Origin of the sequence: Leucobacter albus (assembly GCF_039528015.1) — a bacterium.
In the GTDB taxonomy this organism is placed as follows: domain Bacteria; phylum Actinomycetota; class Actinomycetes; order Actinomycetales; family Microbacteriaceae; genus Leucobacter; species Leucobacter albus.
Genome location: NZ_BAAAKZ010000015.1, coordinates 1 through 18,068, shown reverse-complemented (window position 1 = coordinate 18,068; position 18,068 = coordinate 1). Strand labels below are relative to the sequence as shown.

Genomic DNA, 18,068 nt, shown 5'->3' with positions numbered 1-18,068 from the left:
TTCGTCTACGCTTAAGGCATGGCTGATTCCTCTTTTGACGTTGTGAGCAAGATCGACTCTATGGAGGTCGAGAACGCCGTGAACCAGGCCCGCAAGGAGGTCGAGCAGCGCTACGACTTCAAGGGCGTCGGCGCAGACGTGTCGTACTCCGGCGAGACAATTCTGATTAAGGCAAACACCGAGGAGCGCGCCAATGCGGTGCTCGACGTGCTGCAGTCGAAGATCATCAAGCGGGGCATGTCGCTGAAGGTGCTCGACTCGGGTGAGCCCTACGCGAGCGGCAAGGAATATCGCATCGAGACGAAGCTCAAAGAGGGCATCGACCAGGCAACCGCGAAGAAGCTGAACAAGCTCATTCGCGACGAGGGCCCCAAGGGCGTGAAGTCGCAGATTCAGGGCGACGAGCTGCGCGTCTCGTCGAAGAGCCGCGACGACCTGCAGGCGACGATGGCGCTGCTCAAGGGCGCCGACATCGATGTCGCCCTGCAGTTTGTGAACTACCGCTAGCGGGCGAGGCACTGCGCCCCTTCTGCAGTCGGGAGGGGCCGCAGCGATGCGCGCTGCCCTATGCTGAAGCTATGGATTTGGTAAGGGAAGTTCGAAGCAGTCGAAACGCAGCACGTGAAGAGCTAGGCCGCTACCGCGTCAACCGCAAGGCGGCGGTGATCACGCTGCTTGCTGCGTCGATTGCGCTCACCGGGGCACTGACCGGCTGCGCGCAGCAGGCCCCAGCGCAGCCCGCGGCAAGTGAGCAGGCTGAGGCCTCGACGAAGGAAGCGCCTGAGCAGGCACCCGAGGTGTGGGAGCGCTTCACCGACCCGCGCATCCCGCACTCCTTCGAGCTGCCGCCCGGCTGGTCGGTCACTGAGCTCGGCGCAGACCCCGCGACCGACTCGTACCTGTTTGGCGTGCTGAACCCAGCGGGCGAGCAGAAGCTGCAGTTCTCGAACCGAGCGCAGGGCATGGGTGGGTCGTGCGGGCCGGCCGACCCCGTGCTCGAACTCGAAGAGCTTGACAGCCGCGAGGTCGAGCTGCCCGGCTACGTTGCTGCCGCCCCCGACTCAGACCGCTACGCGGCGCCCCGCATCGTGTTCCAGGCGGCACCCGTCGATGGCGCGGTAGTCGCGAGCCTCTCACTCGCCGACAGCGTGCCGCTTCCCGGCTGCATGCAGTACAACCTGTTGCAGGTTGAGCAGGGGCCAGCCCTGTTCACGACCAACATCCAGCTGAGCTCGTACAGCCTCGACAACCAGTGGGTGTTCGCATCCATTGACGAAGCGAAGGCCTACGCAGAAACTGAGGAATACGAGCAGCTCGTGCGCGTGCTCGGCTCGCTCTCGTTCACCGCGTAGCCCGCCGGGCCCCGCCCAGTCACGCGCTCCCGTGCTCACCCGCTCAGCGCCACCGTGGGCGGCACCTTCGCGGCACGCCAGGCTGGCATGATGCCGGCGAGCGCCCCGACGACGAGCGTCGACCCGATCGCGGCGAGCGGCACGTACGCGGGCAGCGCGAACGGCCACCCGCCTGAGGCCGCGAACCCCGCGGTGATGAGCGCCCCGAGCCCGGCCCCCGCGAGCCCTCCGAGCGCCGACAGCACGAGCGCCTCCCCGAGAAACTGCCGTCTGATGTGGGCTCGGCGGGCTCCGATCGCGCGGCGCAACCCGATTTCCCGCCGCCGCTCCATCACCGAGATGATCATCGTGTTCGCGACCCCGATCCCGCCAACGAGCAGGCCAAGCGACCCGAGCCCGAGCAGTAGCCCGGTGAAGGTCTCGTCTGCAGCGCCCTTCGCGGCAAGCGCGTCTGAGGGCCGAGACACGTTCACCGATTCGGGCTTCTCTGGTGACAGCGTCGGGGGCAGCAGCTTGCGCGTGCTAGCGAGCGTCTCCTCGTCGGCGCGCACGTACAGCCTGGTCGGGGCGCCGTCGTAGCCGAGGCGTTCGGCAGCAACCTGATTCCCCACAAGCGCGGAGGTGTCGAGCTCGGGGGCGAGCGCAACAGGGTCGAGAATGCCCACCACCGTGAACTGCTGCTCGCCGAGCCAGATGAGCGTGCCTGGCTGCTCGATGCCGAGCTGGCGGGCCGCTGCGCTGCCGAGCACGACCGAGGGGAACGCCGCGGTCGCGTCGTTCAGCCACGCGCCCGAGCGGATCGAGGCGGCGAGCACCCGGTCGAGCGCCGTATCGACGGCCCGCACCGAGAGCCCGCCAGTCTCGGCAGCGGGAATGAGGTTGCTGCGGTATACCCGCACGCCCGTGAGGGTGCCAAGGCTGGCCGATTCGAGCGCGCCAGCCACGCGCAGCACCCTGCCGGCCGAGTCCTGCGGCAGCGGCGCCTCGGCCCCGAACAGGTCTTTGCCCGATTCGACCGTCAGTAGGTTCGTACCGAGCGCGTCGAGCCGCTGCTGCAGCTTCGCTTGGCTCGACGCCGAGATGCCGAGCACCGCGACCATCGCGGCGATGCCGATCGCGATGCCAAGCGCCGACAGCACAGCGCGCAGCGGCCGAGCGCGCAGCCCCGAGGTGCTGAGCTGCACCAGGTCAACGGCGCGCAGTCGCGATCGTTCCTGCGCAGCCGGCCGCACGGTGGAATCAAGGCGCGCGGAGCGCTCCGGGCGGCTCATGCCGACACCTCGCGCGTCTCCGCTGGCACCGAATCCGGGCCCGGCGCGCCAGCGCCCACCTGCTCGCCCTCAACGAGCCTCCCGTCGACCACCCGTACGCGGCGCGGGAGCGAGGCCGCGAGCTCGCGGTCGTGCGTAATCATGACGATGGTGGTGCCTTCCCGGTTGAGCTGGTGGAGCAGCCGCATGACGCTCGCGCCAGCGGCCTGATCGAGGTTGCCTGTCGGCTCGTCGGCGAGCAGCAGCTCGGGGCGGCCGACAGTGGCCCGCGCGATCGCGACGCGCTGGCGCTCGCCGCCGGAGAGCTGGTGCGGGCGGTGCTGCAGCCGGTGCCCGAGCCCGACGCGTTCGAGCGCCGCGGCCGCCTCGCGCCGCCTGGCGGCGCGGGTCTTTCCGCGGTAGAGCAGCCCGTCGCCGACGTTGTCGATGGCCGATCGGCCCTCGGTGAGGTGAAACTGCTGAAACACGAACCCGATGCGGTGCCCGCGCACGTCTGAGAGCGCGTTGTCGCTGAGCGCCGAGACGTCGCGGCCGGCGATCTCGACCCTGCCGGTTGTCGGCCGGTCGAGCGTGCCGAGCACGTTGAGCAGGGTCGATTTACCCGACCCAGACGGGCCGACGATGCCGAGAAACTCGCCATCGTTTACGCGCAGGTCGATGCCGCGCAGCACCTCGGTCGGCGGCGAGCCGAAGCTCTTGGTGATCCCTTCGAGCACGATCATGATTCGGCCACCACGACCTTCGTGCCAGCCTCGATGCCCGCGCCGGTGATCTCGACGAGCCCGCCGGCGAACAGCCCGGTTTCGACGGCGACTCGCTTGGTGCCGCGTGCGCCGGGGGTCACGACGTCGACGCCGTAGCCGCCTTCGGGGAGCGCGAGCAGCGCCCCAACAGGCACCGAGAGCACGTCTTCGCGCGTCTCGCTCGTGAACGAGACGCGCACGGTCGCGCGGTCGATGCTCTTCGCGTCGTCGGCGTTGTCGAGCAGCACCGTTACGGGCACGATCGGGGCGGTTTCGCCGCCGCCCTGGCCCGACTGCTCGGGTTCGCGGGGCGGATCCACGGCGGTGATCTTTCCCGTGGTCTTCGCGCCGCCAGGCAGCTCGATCTCGACGGCCGCGCCAACGACGGCGAGCTTCTGCTGTGCGAGCTTGAGGTTGACTTCGACGCGCTTGCCGAGGTCGGTCACGCGCACGATCTCGGAGCCTGGGGTGGTCTGGGCGCCCGGTTCGAGCTTCGCCGCGGCGATGCGCAGCGGCCCGGGGGCGAAGTGGATCTCGCCCATGCCGATGGTTCCGGTGATGTCGCGGCCCGTGCCCTCTTGCCAGAGCCTGATGCCGACGCGGGTGTTCGCGTCGAACACCTCGTCGGGCTCGGCCCAGAAATAGCCGAGGGCGGCGAGCGAGGCCTCGAGCTGCTGCACGTCTGGGCCGCGCTCCATGCCGAGCTCGAACGCCCGCCACTGCGGCAGCGCGCCCGTGAAGAGGACGACGGGCACGTTGTCGATGGCGAAGAGCTCGCCCCCGACGGTGAGCTCGGAGCCGGGAGGGGCGACGCCGGTCAGGGTGCCAGCAGCGCCCGAGATGGCCCGCTCGCCGGTGTAGCCGAGGGTGCCCTGCACGAGCGTCTGCTCGGAGAGGTCTCCGCGCACGACCTCTGCGGTGGAGCGGGGCGGTGCCTTGGCCGCCTCAGGCGAGGGCGGGGGCTGCAGCAGCACGAAGCCGGTTGCCGCGAGGCCCGCAACCGCGACGCAGGCCGCGACGCCGATCCAGAGTTTTCGCATGCGCTACCCCACGCTCGAAATCATGCCGCCGAGACCGCAGGCCTCAAAGGCCTCCTCGGGAATATCGTCGGTGAGGGTGAGGCCGAGACCCTCTGCCGGGTCCTCGACATCGATACCCTGCTCGCGCAGGCAGCGGGTGAGCTCGAGCGTTTCCTTGCGCATGCTCTCCTCGGTCATCGGTTTGCCGTCGGCGCCGGTGGGAGCAGGCGGGGCCCCGATCTTGCCCTGGCAGACCTCGTCGGCAGCCTCGAACACCTCCATGCCGCCGAGCTCGTCGATGTTCAGCGCCTGCATCGCGCCGTTCTCGTCGGCCGGTGGGTCGGGGTAGGCGATGCCCTCGTCTTGCATGCACTTGGCGTATTTCACCGACCAGCTGTGTAGGGTCTCGGCCGATCCGCCACCCGACTCTGCCGGGTCTTCTTGCGCGCCGGGGGCCGAACAACCGGCGAGCAGCAGCGCTGCGACCGGGAGTGTGAGCAACGCGAGGCGGCGCAAATTGGGGCGGTGCTGCGGTGAGGTGCGCTGCGTTGCGGCGAGCAGCTTCGCCGGCTGCTGTGGTGCTGCTGTGCGTGTCATCAGGGTGTCCTTCTGTCTGGTGGGCCGCCGAAAGCGCGACCGGTTCCCAGTTCAGCGCGCGGCCGCTAAGCAGGGCGTCTGCAAATTCGCAGATCTTTTCTTAATGTCTGGCGTGTTTGACTGTGTCGAGATCTCGGGGCGCAGCGCCCCGGGGCCTGGAACACAGAGGGTGGCAAGCGTGCGGGTACTGATAGTTGAAGACGAGGCGTATCTCGCGGAGGCCGTGCAGACGGTGCTGCGGCGCTCGTCAATCGCCGCCGACGTTGCGCTCGACGGCGAGACCGCCGTCGAGGTGCTCGGCCACACCGAATACGACGTGATGCTGCTCGACCGCGACCTGCCTGGCATGCACGGCGACGACGTGTGCCGGTGGGTCGTCGAACACGCTCCGGGCACCCGCGTGCTCATGCTCACCGCCGCCGGGCTGCTCGACGAGAAGGTCGACGGCTTCGCGCTCGGGGCCGACGACTACCTCGTGAAGCCCTTCGACTTCCCCGAGCTGATCGTGCGGCTCCAGGCACTGCACCGCCGCAACGCTGCCCCGCTGCCGCCCGTGCTCGAGGCGCACGGGCTGAGGCTCGACCCGTTTCGCCGCGAGGTCTTTCGCGATGGGCGCTACGTGCACCTGAGCCGCAAGGAGTTTGCGCTACTGCGCGCGCTGCTTGAAGCGAACGGAGGTGTTGTGAGCGCTGAGCAACTGCTCGAGCGGGCGTGGGACGAGAACGCAGACCCCTTCACAAACGCGATTCGCGTCACCATGTCGACGCTGCGCAAGCGCCTCGGCGAGCCGCGGGTGATTCACACGGTGCCTGGCGTCGGCTACCGCGTCGGCGCGCCAGAGCGGGCGGCGAGCGATGCGTAAGGGGGGCCCTTTCAGGCTCACTATTCGAGCACGCATCACGCTCAGCGTCGCGCTGCTCATCGCGCTCGGCGGGGGCATCATCGTCGCCGGGCTCAACCTCTTCATGCGCTACGGGCCGGTGTGGGCAATCCAATCTGTGTCGACCGCTGCTGAGCTCGCGACCGATGCCGACCCGTTGAACGCAGCGACCGCGGGGCCGACGGGCGGGGCTGGTGACGCGCCGCCCGACGGCTACTCCGACAACAACATCGACAACAACATCGACGGCTACCCCGTCGATGACTTCAGCGAGGCCCTCCCGTTCGGGGGCACTGGCGTTGACGCGGAGCTCTTCTCGCCAGACTCGCTCATGCTCACCGTCCCCGCACTTGAGATCCGAGACGCGTCTGACGCCCTGTACACGCTGCTCTTCGCGTCGATCATCGCCCTGCTCGTGATCGTGGTGCTCGGCTCGGTCGCGGCCTGGTTGCTCGCGGGGCGCGTGCTCTCACCGCTGCACGCGATCAATGCGGCCGCGCGATCCGCCACCCCGAACAAACTCGACCGCAGGGTCGCGCTGCGCGGCCCCCGCGACGAACTCACCGACCTCTCTGACACGCTCGACGCGATGCTTGACAGACTTGAACGCGCCTTCCGCGCGCAGCAACTGTTTGCCGCGAACGCCTCGCACGAGCTTCGCACGCCGCTCGCCACCGAGAAGGCGTTGCTCGACATGCTGCTCGACGGGCCCGAGCCGAGCGCGGCGGAGTACCGCGCTGCCGCCGAGAAGCTGCGGGAGGTGAACGCGCGCAGCATCGCGATGGGTGAGGCGCTGCTCGAACTCACGAGCGCGCAGATGGGGGTCGGCGAGTTCGAGGTTGGCGACGCTGCGCCGCACGACGTGGAGGAGCTGCTAGCCGAATCGCTCGAGACGTATCGCGACCGGGCTGTGGCGCGCGACCAGTGCATCACGGTTGAGGTCTCACCGCACACCGTCGAGGCGAAACCCGAGCTCGTCGGGCGGCTGCTTGATAACCTGCTTGGCAACGCGACCAGGCACGGGGCCGAGGGTGGCGAGATTCACGTGTCGTGGGCGCCAGAGGGCGAGGAGTCGGTGCTGCGCGTGCACAACGCCGCCGCACCGCTCGACCCCGAGACTCGAGAGCGACTGCACGAGCCGTTCGTGCGCGGCGGCGGGCGAGTGCGCGCCGCATCCGGCAGCGGTCTCGGGCTCGCAATCGCGCACGCTGTGGCGCAGGCGCACGGTGGATCGCTGCGGGTCGTTGACCCGGATGCGCCCGACACGCGGCCGGACGGCGAGGGCGGTGCGGCCCGCTTCGCCGTCGAGGTGCGCCTGCCGCTCAGAGCCGCGCTCGCTACACTGGCGACATGATCGGTACGAACCTGCTCGGCCCAGAACCCACCCTGCTCGCCCCCGACACGGAGGTGGCCGCGGCGCTCGCCGCAGGCACCGACCCAGAACAGGTGGTGCGCGAGCACCCGGAGTCGCCGCTCGCGTGGGCTGAGCTCGCCGACCGCGCGGCTGCAGCCGGCGCCGAGATCGAATCGTACGCGTTCGCCCGCGTCGGTTACCACCGCGGGCTCGACTCGCTGCGCAAGTCGGGCTGGCGCGGCCAGGGCCCGGTGCCGTGGTCGCACGAGCCAAACCGGGGCGTGCTGCGCGCGCTCTACGCGCTGCGTCGCGCAGCCGCCGCGATCGGCGAGACGGGCGAGGTGGATCGCCTCACCGAGTTCTTGCACGGGGCGGATCCGCAGGCGATTTCCGCCATCGAGGCTGCCCAGTAGTTGGGGTTTGCCCCTATGACGAATCGCGCACGATGAGGCGCGCGCCGATGAGCGGCACCGCCGAGCGTTGGGCGGCTGTCGCCCCGACGCCGGCCCCGGCGGCTGCCGTGGCATCGCCGCCCGCACCCGCACCCGCACCAACCGCAGCGCCGCCCTCCAAGCGTTGACTCCACAGCGCCCGCACCGCCCCGCGGCCGAGTGCCTCGCCCGGCAGCTCGACGGTGGTGAGCGCCGGCGACACGATCGCAGACGCCGGGAGGTTGTCGAAGCCGGTCACGGCGAGGGTGCCAGGCACGCTGATGCCGAGTTCGCGGGTCGCGGCGAGCACGCCGTAGGCGTGTGAGTCGGTGGCGCACACGAGCGCGGTGACGCCCGCGTCGCGCCAGCTCGGCCAGTGCTCGGTGAATGCGGCTGCGGCCCCGTCGGGGTCGATGAGGCTCGCGGCGGCGGGGATGCCGACGTATGCGATGCCGCGCTCGGCGGCCCCCTGCTCGATGAGCGCACGGCGCAGCTCGAAGGTCTCGGTGCGGGTGAGGCTGTCGAGGTACCCGATGCGGGTGTGGCCGCGCGCGGCAAGATGATCGAGAAGCGCGCCGATGCCGCTTGTGAGGTCGAAGTTCACCGTCGGCGCCTGGGTCTCGCGGCCGGGGGCGTCGAGCAGCACGAGCGGTGCGCCCGCTGGCAGGTCGCGCAGAAACTCGTCGTCGGGCGCCTCGACGAGCAGGCCAGCCGGCCGCAGCGCCACGAGGCGGTGCACGTCTGCGGCGCTCGGGTTGCGGCCCTCGCCGGTCACCGAGAGTAGCAGCTGGTATTCGCTGCCGAGCTCGGCCTTGATGCCAGAGATAACGCCGCCGTAGAACGGATTCGAGAGGTCTGGTGCGACAAGGATGACGATGTTTGAGGTGCCCCTGGCGAGTGAAGATGCGGTGTGATCGACCACATACCCGAGTTCTTGCACAGCGGCGAGCACCCGCTCGATGTTCGCCTGCGAGACGCGACCTGCGGTTTTTCCGTTGACCACGAGCGATACCGTCGCCGTCGACGTGCCGGCCAGTTCGGCTACCTCGGCGGCGGTCACGCGGGCCGGCCGCGGCGAGATAGCTTCGGGTCGAGACATTCCCTCATTCTAGCGGCGAGCTCTCAGGCTCCAGAGTTGCAACGTCAAGCGCTTTGCGTGTTATCGTAAAGCGCTTGACGTACCCAACCCGCCCGCCCGCGCCCGCGCGAGTACCGGCCCCAAGGATGTGGAATTGACTAAGAAGATCATTCTCGACTGCGACCCAGGACACGACGACGCCGTTGCCCTGCTGCTCGCGCACGGCAACCCCGAGATCGAGCTGCTCGCGGTGACCACCGTTGTCGGCAACCAGACGCTGCCGAAGGTCACGCGCAACGCGCTCTCCGTGGCCCGCGTCGCCGGCATTACCGGCGTGCCGTTCGCGGCCGGCGCCAACCGCCCCCTCGTGCGCAACATCGAGGTCGCCCCCGACATCCACGGCGAATCGGGCCTCGACGGCCCCGCCCTGCCCGAGCCCGAGATCGAGCTCGACCCGCGCCACGCGATCGACCTCATCATCGACACGATCATGGCGCACGAGCCAGGCACCGTCACCCTCGTTCCGACCGGCGGCCTCACGAACATCGCGATGGCTGCCCGCAAGGAGCCCCGCATCGTCGAGCGCGTGAAAGAGGTCGTGCTCATGGGCGGCGGCTACCACGTCGGCAACTGGTCGGCGGTCGCAGAGTTCAACATCAAGATCGACCCCGAGGCCGCGCACATCGTGTTCAACGAGCAGTGGCCCGTCGTGATGGTCGGCCTCGACCTCACCCACCAGGCGCTTGCGACCGACGAGGTCGCCGCCCAGATCGCGGCCGTCGGCACGAAGCCGGCGAAGTTCGTTGGCGAGCTGCTCGACTTCTTCGCGCTCGCCTACAAAGACGCCCAGGGCTTCGACGCGCCCCCGGTGCACGACCCGTGCGCGGTCGCCTACGTCATCGACCCGACCATCGTGAAGACCGTCAAGGTGCCGATCGACATCGAGCTCACCGGCACCCTCACGCTCGGCATGACCGTCGCAGACTTCCGCGCAGAGGCGCCAGAAGACTGCACCACTTGGGCCGCGACCGAGCTCGACGCCCCTCGCTTCTGGAACCTCGTCACCGAGGCGCTCGAAAACATCGGCGAGGTCGACTTCTAAATGAACGCCCTCGCCCAGAAGCCGGCCGTGCGCGTCGGTTCCCTCATGGTCGCGCTGCTCGCGGCCTGCGTCGCCTTCCAGCTCAACGCCTCGATGCTCAGCCCCGCGCTCGTCACCATGGCGAAAGAGCTGAACACCGATGACGCGACGATCGGTCTCTCGCAGACCATGTTCTTCACGGCGGCGGCACTGTTCTCGCTGTTCCTGCCGCGCCTGTCAGACATCATCGGGCGCAAGCGCGTGCTCGTTGGCATGCTCGCGATCATGGCCGTTGGCACGGTGATCGCCGCGCTCGCGACAAACGTCGAGATGCTCTTCGTCGGCCGCATCATTCAGGGCGTGACCGGCCCGGTGGTGCCCGTGACGCTGCTCATGCTGCGCAACGAGATCCACGACCCGAAGCGCTACGGCACCATGATGGGCATCATCACCGCGGTGAACGGCGGCATCGCCGGCATCGACGCGCTCGCCGGTGGCTGGCTCGTCGCCAACCACGGCTTCCGCTCCGTGTTCTGGACGATGACTGTCGTCGCGGTGATCGCGATCGCCTGCGTTATTGTGTGGGCGCCCGAGAGCCGCCCGTCGCAGGGCACGAAGATGGACTGGCTCGGCGTCGTACCCCTCGTCGTTTCGATCGGCTCGTTCCTCACGTTCCTGAACTTCCTCGGCGCGGTGAACGACAGCAACTGGTTCATCATCTGGGCGTTGCCGGTCGTCGGCCTCGCCTCGTTCTGGGCGTTCTGGGTGCTCGAGTCGAAGATCTCGGCCCCGCTCATCCCGCCGCGCTACCTCAAGCAGCGCTCGAGCTGGGCGCTGCTCGTCACCACGCTGCTCACGATGACCGGCGTGTTCGCTGTGGTGAACGGCCTCGTCGCGTCGATCGCGCAGAACGCCGAGGCCGGGTTCGGTCTGGGGGCCGATCTCACGTCGCTCTGGTTCCTCATGCCCTACGCGGTCGCGGGGTGGATCGTCGGCCCGTTCGCCGGCCGCCTCGCACCGACATTCGGCTACCTCACCGTGATGCGCGTCGGCATGCTCGGCACGATCGTCGGCACCATCGTGATGGCATTCGTTGGTGTGCACTCGCTACCTGTGCTCATCGCTACCACGATCTTGCTCGGCATTACCTACGCCGGCATCGGCAACATCATGCTCAACGGCCTGGGCATCGTGCTCTCGCCGAAAGACAACCCCGGCTTCCTCCCAGGCCTGAACGCTGGCGCGTTCAACCTGGGCGCCGGCGTGAGCTTCGCGATCCTCCCCGCCGTGCAATTGCTGTTCACCGTGGCCGACGACCCCACGTCGACCACCGGGTACAGCGCCGGCATGCTCGCGGGCGCGGCGATCTCGATTCTCGGGTTCGCGATGAGCTTCCTCATCCCCGCGCCCACAGACGCCGAAGTATCGGCCCCGGCCGCGCAAGCAGCCCCGGCGGCGGCCGCGAGCAAGTAGCACCGAGCACCGTATTCTAGGTTCGGGCCCCCGACAGTGCCGCGGCAGATCGGGGGCCCGCCCGCGTACTCGCCGCCAGCACCAGCACCAGCACCAGCCCCCCCCGCACAACCGCCAGCACGACGCCCCCGCCCCGCCAACGCGGGGAGCGCGGGCGCGAAAGGACCCCACCATGACCGACGGCCTCATTCTTGTGGTTGGTTCACTGAACGCAGACCTCGTGGTGCAGACCGCACGCTTCCCGCAGCCGGGCGAGACGCTCACGGGCTCCGAGCTGCGCGTGATTCCCGGCGGCAAGGGCGCGAACCAGGCCGTCGCCGCTGGCAGGCTCGGCGGCAACGTCGCGATGGTCGGCGCGCTCGGCGCCGATGCAAACGGCAGGCTGCTGCGCGATTCGGTCGAAGCCGCCGGCGTGAACACGGCGCACGTCGCGTCGCTCGACGGGGTCGCCACCGGCACCGCGGTGATCAACGTCGACGGGGCCGGCGAGAACACCGTGATCGTCTCGCCCGGCGCGAACGGCCGGCTCGGCATCGCCGAGCTCGACGCCGCGGCCGAGCTGTTTGAGCGCGCCGAGATTCTCTGCCTGAGCCTCGAGGTCAGCATGGAGGTGGTGCTTGAGGCCGCCCGCCGCGCCCGCGCAGCCGGGGCCAGGGTGCTGCTCAACCTCTCGCCTTACGGCCCCGTGCCCGACGAGCTGCTGAGCCTCACGAACATTCTGCTCATCAACGAGCACGAGGCGGCTGACCTACTCGAGCTCACCCCCGAGCAGGTGCTCAGCGAGGGCGGCAAGCACACCCGTGCTGCGCTCACTGAGCGCGGGATCCCGCGCGCCGTGGTCACCGCGGGCGCGGCGGGGAGCATCGTGTTCGACGGGGCGACCCGCGACGGCTCCGACGCGACCGTGGTGCCGGCGCCGCGGGTCACCGCGGTCGACACGACGGGCTGCGGCGACGCGTTCATGGGCTCGCTCGCGCTGCGGCTCGCCGCGGGCGATCACCTCGGCGTGGCTGCGGGGTACGCCGCGACGGTCGGCAGTTTCGCGGCCACACGCGCCGGCGCGCAGGCGTCGTACCCGACGCCCGCCGAGCTCGCCGAGTTCACCGACGCGCACGCGTAACTGGCGAGCCGCGTCGCTCGCCCCGGCTGCCGCGGCCGGCGGGCGGTGGTATTGGTCGCGGTGTTATTCGTCGCCGCGTGGCGGTGGATCGGGCTACCGGTCGGGCTACCGGTCGGGCAGCGGGTCGGGCTGCGCATCGGGCTGCGGGCCGGGCATGAGCTGCTGCAGAATAGTCGCGTGCCGCAGCAGAAACGCGCGCTCGTCGAGCCGCTTGCGCCTGAGCCAGCCGGTGACCTCTGAGTTGTGCTTGCTCGCGTTGCACGAGGCGCACGCGGGCACGACGTTGCCGAGCGTGTAGCGGCCGCCGCGAGAGACGGGCTGCACGCAATCGCGCTGCAGCGCAGCTCCCTCGCCCTGGCAGTAGGCGCAGCCGCCCCACGCGTCGAGCAGGCTGTGCCACTCGGCGTCGGTGAGGTCGTTGTCGACGCGTGCGAGCCTGCTCTTCCGCCGCTTGGCGTAGCGGGCGCTCGCGGCGGCGGATCGCGTCTTCGGGTACTTGCGACGGGCTTGCACGGATCCACCGTATCGGGAATCTCCCGCGAACGCGCCGCGCCCGGCTGCCGCGCCCGCGCGAGCGCCTCCGCCTGCCGGCTCCAGCGGGCCGGGCGCTACCCCTTGGCGCGGCCTAAGCCGCGGCCATGCGCTCGCGAGGCGTTCACGTCGCGCAGCGCAGGCTCGAGCTCTGGCCAGCGAAACTCGTAGCCGGCTGCGACGAGCGTCTCGGGTGCGACCCAGCGGCTCTTGAGCACCATCTCCGATTCGGTGCGCAGCACCCACGTTGCCGGTTCGAGCATCCAGCGAAACGCGGGCAACCCGATCCGCGCCCCGACAATTCGGCGCAGCGTGCGCATCACGGTGCGGTTATCGCTCGCGCCGGGGGAGACGACGTTCACCGGGCCGGTGAGCGACTCGTTCCCGAGCGCGAAGCGCACGGCTCCAACCACGTCGTCGATGTGCACCCAGCTGAAGCGCTGCCTGCCGCGCGTGCGGTGCCACCCCTTGCCGGCCGGCTCGCTGGGGTCTGGGCCGATGCCGCGGTAGCGGCGGTGCGCAAACCACGGGCCGTCGAATTGTGGCCCGCCGAGACCGAGCCGCGCGAGCCTGAACAGCATGTTCGTTGCCGGGCCGTCGCCGAGGGTAATTGCGATCCGCAACGCCACCCTGCGCGTGCCGGGGAGCTCTGGCTCAAAGAACTCGCGCTCCCAATTTCGGGCGATGTCGACGGAGAACCCGCTGCCGAGCTCCCCGCTCGCCTCGGTCTGGGGGCGATCCATCGCGTGCCTGTAGATCGTCGCCGTGCTCGCGTTGAGCCAGACCGCGGGTGGGCGCTCGCTCGCCGCAATCGCCGCCGCGAGCGCGCGGGTGGTGTCGACGCGCGAGCGGAGAATCTCGTCGCGGTTCTCGTCGGTGTAGCGGCAGTCGACGCTCTTGCCCGCGAGCCCGATCACCGCGTCGGCCCCGTCGACGAGGCGAAGAATGGTGGCGGTGTCGCCCCAGGTCGCGTCGGCCCCGCTGCGCCCAATCGTGGCCACTTGCCACCCATCGCCCTCAAACTCGGCGCGCAGCCGAGACCCGAGAAACCCTGATGCGCCGCCAAAGACGATGCGTTTGTCTGGCATGGCACTCCAATCGAGGTGAACAGCACGTGGCCTGCGAGGCCAGCCTAGCTCGCTCGTGGCGAACACTTGACTAACTGCTAGTGCTATACCCAGCTGAACGGCGTAGCCTGGGGTCACCGAGTGCCCGGCACGAACGGGCGCTCCCGAGAGAAGGGAAGCCCAGTATGACTATGCAACAAGCCCGCATCCCGGCCGCGCAGGGAGACATGAATCGCCCGAGTGGGGTCGCCCAGTACCTCAGCCCCGTGGTGCAAGACCTCGTCGCGCTCCACGTGAACGCGAAGCAGGCGCACTGGCACGTGCGCGGCGCAAACTTCATCGGCGTGCACGAGTTTCTCGATACCGTCGTGGCAAACGCGCAGGCGGGTGCCGACGAGGTCGCCGAGCGGATCGTGGCGCTCGGCCTGCCGGTCGACGCGCGCGTCTCGACCGTCGCCGCGCGCACGACGACCCCGGAGCTCTCGCCCGGGTTTCAGCAGTCTGACGTCACCGTGCGCGAGATGGTCGCGCAGCTCGACGCCACGCTCGTGACGATTTACGCGGCGATCGAGGGGCTCGAAGACATCGACCCCGTGAGCCAAGACATCGCGATTGCGATTGCGCAGCAACTCGACAAAGATCGCTGGTTCTTGCACTCGCACATCGCGGAGGCCTAACAAGCCAGGCGGCGATTCACACGCCGCTCACAGCGCCGCGCCCCGCAGCCCGCCCAGGGCAGCGGGGCGCGGTTTTGTGCGGCCCGGGGCATGGCAAGCGCCGCTCCGCTAGACTGGCTCAGTATCTGCCTAGTGCGAAGGAAGGGGCTGAGATGCCCGCTGTACTGATCACCGGTGCCCAATGGGGCGATGAGGGAAAGGGTCGGGCGACCGACCTGCTCGGGAGCCGAGTTGACTACGTCGTGAAGTTCAACGGCGGCAACAACGCCGGTCACACGGTCGTTATTGGCGACCAGAAATACGCGTTGCACCTGCTGCCGTCGGGCATTCTCACTCCCGGTGTCGTGCCCGTCATCGCGAACGGCGTGGTCGTCGACCTCGCGGTGCTTAAGCTCGAACTCGACGCGCTCAAGGAGCGCGGCGTCGACGTCTCGAAGCTGAAGGTGAGTGCGAACGCCCACGTCATCACCGAGTACCACCGCACCCTCGACAAGGTCACCGAGCGCTTTCTCGGCAAGCGTCAGATCGGCACGACCGGCCGCGGCATCGGGCCCGCCTACGCAGACAAGATCAACCGCGTCGGCATTCGCATTCAAGACATCTTCGACGAGGGTATTCTGCGCCAGAAGGTCGAGGCGGCGCTCGAGTTCAAGAACCAGGTGCTCGTCAAGATCTACAACCGCCGTGCGATCGACGCCGACGAGGTCGTGAACGACCTGCTCGGCTACCGCGAGCTGCTCGAGCCGATGGTGTGCGACACCGGGCTGCTGCTGCACAACGCGCTGAAAGACGACAAGACGGTGCTGTACGAGGCGGGCCAGGCGACGATGCTCGACATCGACCACGGCACCTACCCGTTCGTGACGAGCTCGAACGCCACCTCGGGTGGCGCCTCGACCGGCTCCGGCGTGCCGCCGCATCAGATCGACCGCATCATCGCGGTGATCAAGGCCTACACGACGCGCGTTGGCGCCGGCCCGTTCCCCACCGAGCTGTTCGACGAGATGGGCGAGTTCTTGCAGACCAAGGGCGGCGAGTTCGGTGTGACAACCGGGCGCGCGCGCCGCTGCGGCTGGTACGACGCACCGATGGCGCGCTACGCTGCCCGCATCAACGGCGTCACCGACTTCGTGCTCACGAAGCTCGACGTGCTCTCGGGCATCAAGTCGATCCCCGTCTGCGTCGCGTACGACGTGAACGGGGTGCGCCACGACGAGATGCCCGTGAACCAGTCAGACTTTCACCACGCGCAGCCGATCTACCAGGAGTTCCCAGGCTGGGAAGAAGACATCACCGGCTGCCGTTCGTTCGAGGAGCTGCCGAAGAACGCGCAAGACTACATTCGTGCGCTCGAAGCGATGAGTGGCGCCAGGTTCTCCGCAGTCGGCGTTGGCCCTGAGCGCGAGCAGGTCGTCGAGCTGCACGATCTGCTGAGCTGAGACGAGAGGTAGGCACATGACTGGCCCCACCCCTGAGGAGCGGCTCGGGCGGCTGCGCTCGAGCATCGACAACATCGATGCCGCGCTCGTGCACATGCTCGCTGAGCGCTTTCGGTGCACCCAGGAGGTGGGCCAGCTCAAGGCAGAGCACGCCATGCCGCCGTCTGACCCGGCGCGCGAGGCGCGGCAGATCGAGCGGCTGCGCAGCCTCGCCGAGGCCGCGCACCTCGACCCCGAATTCGCCGAGAAGTGGTTCAACTTCGTGGTCGCTGAGGTGATTCAGCACCACACCCAGCTCGCGGCAGACGCCCGCGACGCGTAGGCGCCGCTGCGAGTTGAATCTTCGTCGCGCAGCCTGCGACGTCGCGTGAGACCGCGCGCCGGTGCCCTCGAGACCCATGCCGGGCGTTTCCGCCCCGCGTGCTTCTCGGCGAGCTGGTGATGCCGTTACGCCAAGCGCCGAGCAGCCTCTGGCGTGCCGTTTTGTGGACGTTCGCGCGATTCCTCACTCTCGTGGGTTGTACTCTTTCGCGACAGTCGCCTCGTTTTGGCAGTTTGCTAGCGATGGCACAAAGAATGTCATAGGCTGACATTGCAAAATGTCACACAATGACATTTTGTGGGCTCTGTTCAGGGCTCATGCGATCCGTGGGGGCGGATACTGTGCGCGGTTCTTGCCCCTGAGACGTATCCGCCAAACATACTTCTAGGAATGATGTGAGAACGAAAACACTGCCGACGGTAATCGCGGCTTCTTTCTTGGCGCTACCGCTGGCCGGTATCGCAACGCCTGCTATGGCAGCTCCCGCTGGGGCTGGCGCAACCGAAGGCTGTAGCTACGGCACCGGTGGGCCGCAGTCTGATGCGCTCTGCTGGATTGACTTTGCCGAATTTGGCAGCATTGCCAAAGCTGAGATCGAAGCCAGCCCAGCTGGCATCACCAAGGCTATGACGGTGAACCTCGGTAACTATCAAATGACCTTTGACGCGACCGTGAAGACAGGCCTCAACGGGGCGAGCGGGGTCTCGGCAGTCGCAATGCCGACCTGGGGTGGCTCGGTGCTCGGGGCGCATCAGTCTGGGCAGGACTACTACGTCGGCACGACGGGCAAGCCCGCCCTGTACCAAGAGCTGCCCGAGGAGTCGTACTCGGTAGATTTCGGTGAGCGCGATACGGTGTCGCTCGACAACATTGTCGTCACCGACACGCGTACGAACTCGACGGTGACGAGTGGCTACTCGCTCGTTATCGCCGACGCCGAGTCCACGTGGAACGACGAGGGCATCACTTGGCGTTCTGATAAGCCACTCGCGAAGTACTTGGACGTCACGCCAGCTGGCTGGTTGGCAGCCTGCACCGACTCGTTCACCGGAATCGGCACAACCGAGGTGACCTGTAAGTCGGGCGATAAGCCCGCCGGCGCTCCTGGGTACGGGATCACGATGATTTCGGCAGACGCGCCGACGACAATTTCCTCAACGTTCCGTAACGCCGTCGATGCGCGGTCGCGTGAGGGCGTAGCCTTCGCGATCGTGTTCAGTACGGTCAACGCTAAGGCGGAAGTGGTGCAGGCCGGTGGTTCAGACGGTGAATTCACCGTGACCGCTTCGGTGGCGGGAGAGACGATCGGTTCAGCGGTGACGAATGGTGATGAGTCTCAGTCTGGTATCCAGCAGATACTCTCACCAGCCGACGGCGCAAAGACCACTTTTACCGCCCAGAAGACCGGCGGTAACACTCCCGAGAGCGCGTACTCGGTGAAGTGGGAATGTACGGTCGGCGGCGAGGTCGTAACCCCGGAGATGTCGGCCGACGGCATGACTGCGACGGTCACTACCCCGGCGAACGGTACCGCAACGTGTAAGGCCACGATGTCAGTGGAGGAGCCGCAGGCGAAGGCTGATTCGGTGACGATTAAGCCTGATGAGACCGCGACGCTGCAGCCCGAGACGAT

At 68.3% G+C, this 18,068-nt stretch carries 19 protein-coding genes; 12 read left to right on the top strand and 7 right to left on the bottom strand.

Annotation, left to right across the window (positions count from 1 at the left end; translation table 11 throughout):
• The first annotated feature begins 18 nt into the window (after window positions 1–18).
• Together ABD115_RS14615 and ABD115_RS14610 are read left to right on the top strand one after the other, a co-directional pair.
• Window positions 19–507, top strand: coding sequence for a YajQ family cyclic di-GMP-binding protein (locus tag ABD115_RS14615; RefSeq protein ID WP_343962174.1), 489 nt, complete (start codon window positions 19–21; stop codon window positions 505–507).
• A gap of 71 nt (window positions 508–578) precedes the next feature.
• Window positions 579–1,352, top strand: coding sequence for a hypothetical protein (locus ABD115_RS14610; RefSeq protein ID WP_343962173.1), 774 nt, complete (start codon window positions 579–581; stop codon window positions 1,350–1,352).
• A gap of 35 nt (window positions 1,353–1,387) precedes the next feature.
• Here ABD115_RS14610 and ABD115_RS14605 read toward each other — a convergent pair whose 3' ends face one another.
• The 4 genes from ABD115_RS14605 to ABD115_RS14590 are packed head-to-tail and all read right to left on the bottom strand — an operon-like array spanning window position 1,388 to window position 4,982.
• The gene (locus tag ABD115_RS14605; protein ID WP_343962170.1) at window positions 1,388–2,623 is read right to left on the bottom strand and encodes an ABC transporter permease; all 1,236 of its coding nucleotides are present in this window, start codon (window positions 2,621–2,623) and stop codon (window positions 1,388–1,390) included.
• Window positions 2,620–3,345 carry an ABC transporter ATP-binding protein gene (locus ABD115_RS14600; RefSeq protein WP_343962169.1) on the bottom strand — a complete coding sequence of 242 codons (726 nt, stop codon included), beginning with the start codon at window positions 3,343–3,345 and terminating at the stop codon, window positions 2,620–2,622. Before ABD115_RS14600 ends, ABD115_RS14605 begins: the two co-directional genes overlap by 4 nt.
• Window positions 3,342–4,406 carry a peptidoglycan-binding protein gene (locus ABD115_RS14595; protein WP_343962168.1) on the bottom strand — a complete coding sequence of 355 codons (1,065 nt, stop codon included), beginning with the start codon at window positions 4,404–4,406 and terminating at the stop codon, window positions 3,342–3,344. The genes ABD115_RS14600 and ABD115_RS14595 overlap by 4 nt, the downstream gene beginning before the upstream one ends.
• 3 nt (window positions 4,407–4,409) lie before the next feature.
• Window positions 4,410–4,982: a hypothetical protein gene (locus tag ABD115_RS14590; protein ID WP_343962166.1), complete on the bottom strand. Its 573-nt coding sequence runs from the start codon at window positions 4,980–4,982 to the stop codon at window positions 4,410–4,412.
• A 178-nt stretch (window positions 4,983–5,160) separates the two neighbouring features.
• On the opposite strand from ABD115_RS14590, the gene ABD115_RS14585 reads away from it, so the two are divergent.
• The 3 genes from ABD115_RS14585 to ABD115_RS14575 are packed head-to-tail and all read left to right on the top strand — an operon-like array spanning window position 5,161 to window position 7,629.
• Window positions 5,161–5,844: a response regulator transcription factor gene (locus ABD115_RS14585; RefSeq protein ID WP_343962164.1), complete on the top strand. Its 684-nt coding sequence runs from the start codon at window positions 5,161–5,163 to the stop codon at window positions 5,842–5,844.
• Window positions 5,837–7,216 carry a HAMP domain-containing sensor histidine kinase gene (locus ABD115_RS14580; protein ID WP_343962161.1) on the top strand — a complete coding sequence of 460 codons (1,380 nt, stop codon included), beginning with the start codon at window positions 5,837–5,839 and terminating at the stop codon, window positions 7,214–7,216. Before ABD115_RS14585 ends, ABD115_RS14580 begins: the two co-directional genes overlap by 8 nt.
• Window positions 7,213–7,629 carry a DUF3151 domain-containing protein gene (locus ABD115_RS14575; RefSeq protein WP_343962158.1) on the top strand — a complete coding sequence of 139 codons (417 nt, stop codon included), beginning with the start codon at window positions 7,213–7,215 and terminating at the stop codon, window positions 7,627–7,629. The genes ABD115_RS14580 and ABD115_RS14575 overlap by 4 nt, the downstream gene beginning before the upstream one ends.
• A 13-nt stretch (window positions 7,630–7,642) precedes the next feature.
• On the opposite strand, the gene ABD115_RS14570 is transcribed toward ABD115_RS14575, so the two are convergent.
• Window positions 7,643–8,746: a LacI family DNA-binding transcriptional regulator gene (locus ABD115_RS14570; RefSeq protein ID WP_343962156.1), complete on the bottom strand. Its 1,104-nt coding sequence runs from the start codon at window positions 8,744–8,746 to the stop codon at window positions 7,643–7,645.
• Between the two features lie 133 nt (window positions 8,747–8,879).
• Here ABD115_RS14570 and uriH point away from each other — a divergent pair, with 133 nt between their 5' ends.
• From uriH to ABD115_RS14555, 3 genes are all read left to right on the top strand, one after another.
• Window positions 8,880–9,827 carry a uridine-preferring nucleoside hydrolase UriH gene (gene uriH, locus ABD115_RS14565; protein ID WP_343962154.1) on the top strand — a complete coding sequence of 316 codons (948 nt, stop codon included), beginning with the start codon at window positions 8,880–8,882 and terminating at the stop codon, window positions 9,825–9,827.
• Window positions 9,828–11,279, top strand: coding sequence for a uridine transporter UriT (gene uriT, locus ABD115_RS14560; RefSeq protein ID WP_343962152.1), 1,452 nt, complete (start codon window positions 9,828–9,830; stop codon window positions 11,277–11,279).
• Between the two features lie 172 nt (window positions 11,280–11,451).
• On the top strand, window positions 11,452–12,399 hold the full coding sequence (locus ABD115_RS14555; RefSeq protein ID WP_343962150.1) for a ribokinase: 948 nt from the start codon (window positions 11,452–11,454) through the stop codon (window positions 12,397–12,399).
• Between the two features lie 105 nt (window positions 12,400–12,504).
• Here ABD115_RS14555 and ABD115_RS14550 read toward each other — a convergent pair whose 3' ends face one another.
• Complete coding sequence (locus tag ABD115_RS14550; RefSeq protein WP_343962148.1) at window positions 12,505–12,912, bottom strand: HNH endonuclease; 408 nt, start codon at window positions 12,910–12,912, stop codon at window positions 12,505–12,507.
• Between the two features lie 95 nt (window positions 12,913–13,007).
• Window positions 13,008–14,018: an epimerase gene (locus ABD115_RS14545; RefSeq protein WP_343962147.1), complete on the bottom strand. Its 1,011-nt coding sequence runs from the start codon at window positions 14,016–14,018 to the stop codon at window positions 13,008–13,010.
• Between the two features lie 170 nt (window positions 14,019–14,188).
• Between ABD115_RS14545 and ABD115_RS14540 the strand changes: the two genes are divergently transcribed.
• The 4 genes from ABD115_RS14540 to ABD115_RS14525 form a co-directional block, all read left to right on the top strand.
• On the top strand, window positions 14,189–14,674 hold the full coding sequence (locus tag ABD115_RS14540) for a Dps family protein (protein WP_382388653.1): 486 nt from the start codon (window positions 14,189–14,191) through the stop codon (window positions 14,672–14,674).
• 152 nt (window positions 14,675–14,826) lie between these two features.
• Window positions 14,827–16,113 carry an adenylosuccinate synthase gene (locus ABD115_RS14535; RefSeq protein ID WP_343962142.1) on the top strand — a complete coding sequence of 429 codons (1,287 nt, stop codon included), beginning with the start codon at window positions 14,827–14,829 and terminating at the stop codon, window positions 16,111–16,113.
• Window positions 16,114–16,129: 16 nt separating this feature from the next.
• A complete protein-coding gene (locus ABD115_RS14530) occupies window positions 16,130–16,435 on the top strand; it encodes a chorismate mutase (RefSeq protein WP_343962140.1) in 306 nt (101 codons plus the stop codon).
• Window positions 16,436–16,908: 473 nt separating this feature from the next.
• The coding region (locus tag ABD115_RS14525) for a hypothetical protein (protein WP_343962138.1) at window positions 16,909–18,068 on the top strand (1,160 nt) is incomplete at its 3' end.

Coding starts and splice junctions, on each gene's coding strand:
- ABD115_RS14545 (WP_343962147.1), bottom strand. CDS start 14,018: ATGCCAGACAAACGCATCGTCTTTGGCGGCGCATCAGGGTTTCTCGGG.
- ABD115_RS14605 (WP_343962170.1), bottom strand. CDS start 2,623: ATGAGCCGCCCGGAGCGCTCCGCGCGCCTTGATTCCACCGTGCGGCCG.
- uriT (WP_343962152.1), top strand. CDS start 9,828: ATGAACGCCCTCGCCCAGAAGCCGGCCGTGCGCGTCGGTTCCCTCATG.
- ABD115_RS14575 (WP_343962158.1), top strand. CDS start 7,213: ATGATCGGTACGAACCTGCTCGGCCCAGAACCCACCCTGCTCGCCCCC.
- ABD115_RS14570 (WP_343962156.1), bottom strand. CDS start 8,746: ATGTCTCGACCCGAAGCTATCTCGCCGCGGCCGGCCCGCGTGACCGCC.
- ABD115_RS14580 (WP_343962161.1), top strand. CDS start 5,837: ATGCGTAAGGGGGGCCCTTTCAGGCTCACTATTCGAGCACGCATCACG.
- ABD115_RS14600 (WP_343962169.1), bottom strand. CDS start 3,345: ATGATCGTGCTCGAAGGGATCACCAAGAGCTTCGGCTCGCCGCCGACC.
- ABD115_RS14595 (WP_343962168.1), bottom strand. CDS start 4,406: ATGCGAAAACTCTGGATCGGCGTCGCGGCCTGCGTCGCGGTTGCGGGC.
- ABD115_RS14535 (WP_343962142.1), top strand. CDS start 14,827: ATGCCCGCTGTACTGATCACCGGTGCCCAATGGGGCGATGAGGGAAAG.
- ABD115_RS14540 (WP_382388653.1), top strand. CDS start 14,189: ATGCAACAAGCCCGCATCCCGGCCGCGCAGGGAGACATGAATCGCCCG.
- ABD115_RS14555 (WP_343962150.1), top strand. CDS start 11,452: ATGACCGACGGCCTCATTCTTGTGGTTGGTTCACTGAACGCAGACCTC.
- ABD115_RS14590 (WP_343962166.1), bottom strand. CDS start 4,982: ATGACACGCACAGCAGCACCACAGCAGCCGGCGAAGCTGCTCGCCGCA.
- ABD115_RS14615 (WP_343962174.1), top strand. CDS start 19: ATGGCTGATTCCTCTTTTGACGTTGTGAGCAAGATCGACTCTATGGAG.
- ABD115_RS14610 (WP_343962173.1), top strand. CDS start 579: ATGGATTTGGTAAGGGAAGTTCGAAGCAGTCGAAACGCAGCACGTGAA.
- ABD115_RS14530 (WP_343962140.1), top strand. CDS start 16,130: ATGACTGGCCCCACCCCTGAGGAGCGGCTCGGGCGGCTGCGCTCGAGC.